Source organism: Methanobrevibacter sp., assembly GCF_045646205.1.
Taxonomy (GTDB): Archaea; Methanobacteriota; Methanobacteria; order Methanobacteriales; family Methanobacteriaceae; genus Methanocatella.
In genome coordinates this window covers 94,817-101,061 of the sequence record NZ_JAZRKF010000062.1, presented here as the reverse complement: position 1 = coordinate 101,061, position 6,245 = coordinate 94,817, and the positions used below count along the sequence as shown (strand labels likewise).

The window sequence follows — 6,245 nt, the reverse complement described above, 5'->3', positions numbered from 1 at the left end:
TTGCCTCTATCATCGAATAAATCGATTTTATCATCAAACTTTGCCATTTTTTCCCTCCTAAATAAATAGAGTTTAACTAATATACCACATCAATGGTAAAAACTTTTTTTTACCAAATTGAGTATAAGCTACAAAGCAAGTTTTTGCAAATAGCCAGCCATATGGTATACAAATTTATCTTTAATTAAGATATAATATAAATATTACCCCTAGAAATTTTTAGAAAAGTTTATAAAGAATAATATAATAATTTGTTTTTAAGAAAAAACTACTCGAAAGTAATACTTTTGAAAATAGATTTAAACTAGTTAAACTAAATAAAAAAACTGAATTTAAATTTAATTAATTAAAAATTAATGGTCATAAATAGAATTTAATTTTAAAAAGGAAATTATATTTTTTAGGCAAAACAAATAAATTTAACAAATTAATACTTTTTTCAATTCCAGTAATAAATAATACTTTTTTTAATACTTTTTTTTGACAAATCCATTTATATAATAATAAACACAAAATTTAAAACTATGCATATTGTAGCAGATGTTGGAGGAATACCTGGAAAAGATTGTAACGGTTTTTGCAAATACTGTTACTTCAGAAAGGTAAAGGAGATTAAAGTTTTTGGCTGTGCACACTGTCTTCCAAACAAAATCGGCTGTGAAAGATGCTCAAAAGGAGTGGCTGACGCTCAAAGTGAATTCAAAAGTCCCTTTGAAGTATTGAATACTGTTCAAAATACACTTATGATGAACATGGCAAGGGGAGAAATAATAGCCGATATAAGTGGTGGAGGCGATATTAGCTGCTATCCTCACCTGGAATCACTGACAGCGCAGTTTCACCAGATGTCAATAAAGTCACACCTGGGATACAGCTGCGGAAAGGGAATAACAGACAGTTCAATAGCTTCAAGACTGATTGATAACGGTGTTGAAGAGGCCACATTCACCGTTTTTTCAACAGATGCGAAGCTCAGACAGCAGTGGGTGCGTGACAAATACCCCGAAGAGGCGCTGGCTGCGTGCAGGACATTCTGTGAAAACATCGAGCTTACAGGTGCAAGCGTAATAATTCCCGGCGTTAATGACGGAGACGTTTTGAGAAAAACATGCGACGATTTGGAAAGCTGGGGCGCAAAAGGATTCATTTTAATGAGATTTGCAAATACCTTTAACGAGGGACTGATTCTTGGAAACGAACCGATACTCAAAGGCCATGAATCCCAGCCAGTAGAGGAATTTGCACAAATGGTTAAGGATTTAAACAAGGAATACGGCTTCAGAATAACCGGAACACCACTCTGTGACCCGAAAACCGGAGGTCCATTTGCAATAGCAAAGGATGAAAATGAAATATTTCTCCAGTTCATAAAGCCGGTTACAGGCGAGGCAACGCTCATCACTTCAAAAATAGCTGCACCATTCATACAGAAGATATTCGACAAGCTTGAAGTCGAAAGCGTTAATGTAGTTGCCGTTGAAAAGGAAATAGCCTGCCTTATTACAAAAGAGGACCTGGAAGCACTTGACTTAAGCGAAATCAAAGATGCCGTAATATTACCGGGAAGGTCATTTGTTCACCAGCTTGACGCTGAAAGAATCTTAAGTAGAGACGGCGTTGATCGCATCATCGGACGTGGACCCGACACGTTAACGGTGGATGGAGAATTGAGTATAGATATGACCGATGAAAATGTAATCGAAAGGGAACTGGAAGACTTTAATGACCTGGTGGATGCGATTAATTTCTTCGGAATGAGATTAATTTAAAAAAAAGAGAGTTCAGTTCTCAATAAGAGAACTTTCACTGTTGATTTTAACCAGAATATAATCATACATTTTAGACTTTTTAATATCAGCGATTTCAGACAGTTTTTTACCGTCAATTACGATATTTTCAATCACTTCATGATATTTATCATAATCGAGTTTTACACGAACACCATCAAGCTGAGTTGTGAGAGGGGCTGGAGAGATTGCATCCTTGATTTCAGGAAGCTGATTTTCTATAGCATTTTTAACGACGATTGAAGGAACGAGCGGTGGATCTAAATTCATTTCACGTTTTTTATTTTTCAATATCTCTTCAATGGTTTTAACCAGCCTATCCAATGCCCTGACATCAGGACCTCTTCTTAACCTTCTAGGAATTCTTCCCAAATCTCCAACGTAAGCGTCGGCTCCAGGAAGCTCTTCTACAGGAATGTCAGGAGCTCCGGTTACGATTACAGGAATGTCAATGTCATCATATAGGAATGCCTTGTTTTTAATACAGGTTTCAAAGCTTCCAAGTGCAAAAACGGCAATGTCATGTTCCTCAATGAGTTGCTTTTCCTCTTCGGAAATTCCTGCAGTTCCTTTACCGTCACCTCTTGCAAGACCTATCATGTTGTCCTTTGCACCGAATTCACGTAAATATTCTGATATGTCACATGCAGCGTGTGGCAAGTGATGTCTTGCAAGTGTAGGAGAGACAATAGCTATTTCAGAACCTGCCATAGGCGCTACGGTCAATTCCCCCAAGAGTTCCTTAGATTTTTCTTCAATTTTGTCCATATCATCGAGAGGAACGGCCATGTTCAGTACCAATTCCATCTGTATAATGTTTTCCTGAAAAATGAATCCACCTAAATCTTCAATTAATTCCTTAATCTCTTCACTTTTGTGAACTCCACCAGTAAATGTTAATGTTTCATACATTTTTATCTCTCACAATAAGTCTATAGTAATAATAATTTATCAATTTATATCTATATTAATTTTTCCAAAATCCCGTATCTTGCCTCGATTCTTTCAAAGGGATTTTTAGAAACAAAAGTGTGTGAGGGAATTTCTACGCATTCACAAACTTCATTCAATACATTTTCCTTCAAATAATCAGGATAGATGACATAATCGTAATCCTCATCATTTATTTCAAAGCCTATATTTATTATAATATCCCTTAGGAAATTTGATAAAACACGGACTTTGACGTGGCTGTTATCATGATCTTTCAGGTATTTTAAAGCAAGTTCATATCCTTTAAAAAATTCTAAAATTTCTTCATCATCCAGTTCTCTTTCCGTTAATTTGGAAACCTCCTTAATGCTTTCAAATAACTGTTTTGGAGTATTGAGCTTAATGGCAAGACTGTCCATTTCCACTTTGCTTTCAGACAGAAGTATTGCCAGGTCCCCTTCTTCCAAATCGGGATTCTTATTTACCTTATATTCTTTTATTCCGGCAAGTCTTACGACTTCCTCACACATCAGTGTTGTGACAATTTTCATATATAATATTATATAACTGCCGGCAATATATACTAAACTATGAAAATAACATTGAGTTTTGAGGAAAGTATAAGCGACGACGTTTCGATAATGGTGGATGTCTTAAGGGCAAGCACCACAATAACCGCCGCCTTGGATAAATTTACACAAATCATTCCGTGTTTTACTCCCGAAGATGCATTTAAACTCAGAGACGAAACGGGAGGAGTCATTGCAGGGGAGCGAAAGGGAGCTAAAGTGGAAGGCTTTGACATTGGAAACTCCCCCAACAGTCTAAAGGAATTCGACTGCGATACGGATACATTAATTTTAACTACAAGTAACGGCACGAGAATACTTGAAAATATGAAATCAACCGTGCTGATAGGATGTTTAAACAATGCCGAATCAGTAGCCCAGGCAGGCCTTGATATTGCCACAGAACACATCGATCTTGTAATGGCAGGAGTCTGGGGAAAATTTGCAATTGAGGACTTTCTTGCCGCAGGAGAGATTATATATGAAATATCAAAAAGATGCGAAGACTGTGAAATAAGTGAGTATGCAAAGTCTGCAGTTTTGGCAAGAGGCGATTATGAAGCGGTCAAAAAGGCATTTCATGAATCAACATCCGGAAACAAACTTAAAAATCTCGGCTATGAAAATGACATCGAATACAGTTTATGCAAAAATTCCTCAAAAAATGTCGGACTCTATAGGGATGGCACTATAAATAAGATTAACTTTAAATAATTGTAATTAGTAAACTACATTATAATATATTTTTAACGAGTGTTTTATTAATGAGACGTGAATGCCTAACAATCATTGGAACAGCCCACGTATCTGCTGAAAGTGTTGAAGAAGTAAAAGATGCGATTTATGAAATACAACCGGATAGAGTGGCTATTGAACTTGATTTTGCAAGATATACTAAAATCAAGAATAGAATGAACGGTATAGAAGAAGACGATACCATATCCGTTACAAAAATCATAAAGGAAAACAAGGTCGGCTTATTTTTAGTCACCACAGTATTGAGTTACTTCCAGTCAAAAATCGGTGATGAAGTGGATGTTGCTCCGGGCTCAGAAATGGTCGGCGCAATTGAAGCTGCTGAAGATTTGGGAATTCCAATAGCTTTGATTGACCGTAACATCAACACCACATTAGAGCGCGCATTGAATAAAATGTCTTTCATTGATAAAATCAAATTCCTCTACGGAATACTGGTCACCGATACCGATGATGAGGAAATCGATATTGAAGATTTGAAAAATCCGGACAAGCTTGACGATTTGCTTGAAATGTTTAAGGATGAAGCTCCTGGAATCTATGAAGTACTGGTTCATGAAAGGGACGCTTATCTTGCAGGAAGCCTTTTAAGAATTCCTGAAGACAAGGTTGTTGCAGTTGTAGGTGCAGGCCACCAGCCAGGTATAAACAGATACCTTGATGACCCGCAGTCAATTCCCCCCCTTGAAGAGCTAAATAAAATTGAAGATAAAAAAGGAATTCCATGGACTAAAATAATTCTTGCATTGATTCCGATTCTCTTTGTTGTGATATTTTTTCTGGCTTATTTTAGCGGGATAAACATTACATACAACATTTACCAGTTCATTGGGATAAGTATGCTGATGGGATTTTTAGGTTCAATATTATCAGGATCAAAAATCCAGTCCGCAATCGTCGGAGGACTTGTTGCTCCGTTAACTATCATTCACCCATTGCTTGCTGCAGGATGGTTTTCAGGATTAACCGAAGCCAAATACAGAAAAGTAAGACAAAGCGACATTGCTGGTTTAGCTCACTTTGAAGGATTTAAGGATTTATGGCACAACAACATTTTCAGAATATTGTTGGTTGTTATCGGTACAAATATTGCAGTCAGCATAGCTACACTTGTGATTTTGCCTTCACAGGTATTCATTCCATTATTCATGCAGCTTTTTGGCGGATAACCACATCATCATAAAATTGCTTTAAGCGAGTTATATTGTATGAAAAGGTAAAATTGACCTTGATTTGTAAAAAGAAAAGATTTAAATACTTTATTTTTCAAATTAATTGGCATGAATTCCTTAAGTTACATCTCCAAGCAAAAACGCAACTATTATCAATATAATGATTATATCTTTAAACAAACTGTGCAGAGACGAGCAAATGGTGTTTTAAAGCTACTTGGAATACCCTATACAATCAATAACATCATATTATCCGAAATAACAGATTTGGGACCTAAAATACACAGACTGGATTTTGCAGGAGAAACAGTTAAAAACGGTGAAGACATCTGTTTTGTTCTTGAATGCCAATCTCAGTTACCTACAGACGATGACATATTAAGATTTTTTCAATACGTGTCTTCATTGCTTGTTTTGAAAAAGAAGAAAGTTGAACTCTACATTCTCTGTATGCAAAAGGCACCCTATGACAAAAAGGAGTTTGTATTGAATGATGACTGCACATATACGATGCACGTGATTTCTCTAAAAGACATCAAAGCAAATGATATATTTAAAAGGATGGAAGACAAAAGATATAATCATATAAGTGATGAAGATATCGCTGCATTACAATTGATAGCATACACCGATTATAGTGAAACAACACTGGAAATTCTAAAAAAAGCACACTATACCGTTGAAAAATTAGACATTGCCAATCCTAACGAAAAAGAAGCAATACTTTACATTTTAAACATATTAAGCGTCAACATGCTCGATGAAAATGACTATAATGAATTTATGGAGGAAACAGAAATGATATTAAACCCCAGAGACAGATATCTTACCGAAAAAATTAGAAAAGAAGAAAAAGAAAAATACAAACAAAAACTAAAAGAAGAAACCGAAGACAAAGAAAAATACAAAGAAAAAATAAAAAAATACGAAGAAAAAATAAAAGAATACAAACAAAAACTAAAACAAGAAAATATTCAAACAACATAACCAAAGACTAGAGAAAAAGAAACAGTAATGCAAAAACCCAT

At 35.6% G+C, this 6,245-nt stretch carries 6 protein-coding genes; 4 read left to right on the top strand and 2 right to left on the bottom strand.

The window, feature by feature from the left end; translation table 11 throughout:
- Positions 1-524 precede the first annotated feature (524 nt).
- Complete coding sequence (gene mmp10, locus ACKI44_RS10975) at positions 525-1,769, top strand: methyl coenzyme M reductase-arginine methyltransferase Mmp10 (protein WP_407424323.1); 1,245 nt, start codon at positions 525-527, stop codon at positions 1,767-1,769.
- A gap of 12 nt (positions 1,770-1,781) precedes the next feature.
- On the opposite strand, the gene ACKI44_RS10970 is transcribed toward mmp10, so the two are convergent.
- Both ACKI44_RS10970 and ACKI44_RS10965 read right to left on the bottom strand, forming a co-directional pair.
- Complete coding sequence (locus tag ACKI44_RS10970) at positions 1,782-2,699, bottom strand: methanogenesis marker 7 protein (protein ID WP_407424321.1); 918 nt, start codon at positions 2,697-2,699, stop codon at positions 1,782-1,784.
- A gap of 50 nt (positions 2,700-2,749) precedes the next feature.
- Positions 2,750-3,271, bottom strand: coding sequence for a hypothetical protein (locus ACKI44_RS10965; RefSeq protein ID WP_407424319.1), 522 nt, complete (start codon positions 3,269-3,271; stop codon positions 2,750-2,752).
- Between the two features lie 39 nt (positions 3,272-3,310).
- Between ACKI44_RS10965 and comB the strand changes: the two genes are divergently transcribed.
- The 3 genes from comB to ACKI44_RS10950 all read left to right on the top strand — a co-directional run bounded on the left by comB (position 3,311) and on the right by ACKI44_RS10950 (position 6,204).
- Complete coding sequence (gene comB / locus ACKI44_RS10960; protein ID WP_407424317.1) at positions 3,311-4,003, top strand: 2-phosphosulfolactate phosphatase; 693 nt, start codon at positions 3,311-3,313, stop codon at positions 4,001-4,003.
- Between the two features lie 50 nt (positions 4,004-4,053).
- On the top strand, positions 4,054-5,214 hold the full coding sequence (locus ACKI44_RS10955; RefSeq protein WP_407424315.1) for a TraB/GumN family protein: 1,161 nt from the start codon (positions 4,054-4,056) through the stop codon (positions 5,212-5,214).
- A gap of 111 nt (positions 5,215-5,325) precedes the next feature.
- Positions 5,326-6,204, top strand: a complete 879-nt coding sequence (locus tag ACKI44_RS10950) for a hypothetical protein (RefSeq protein ID WP_407424313.1) — start codon at positions 5,326-5,328, stop codon at positions 6,202-6,204.
- Positions 6,205-6,245 lie beyond the last annotated feature (41 nt).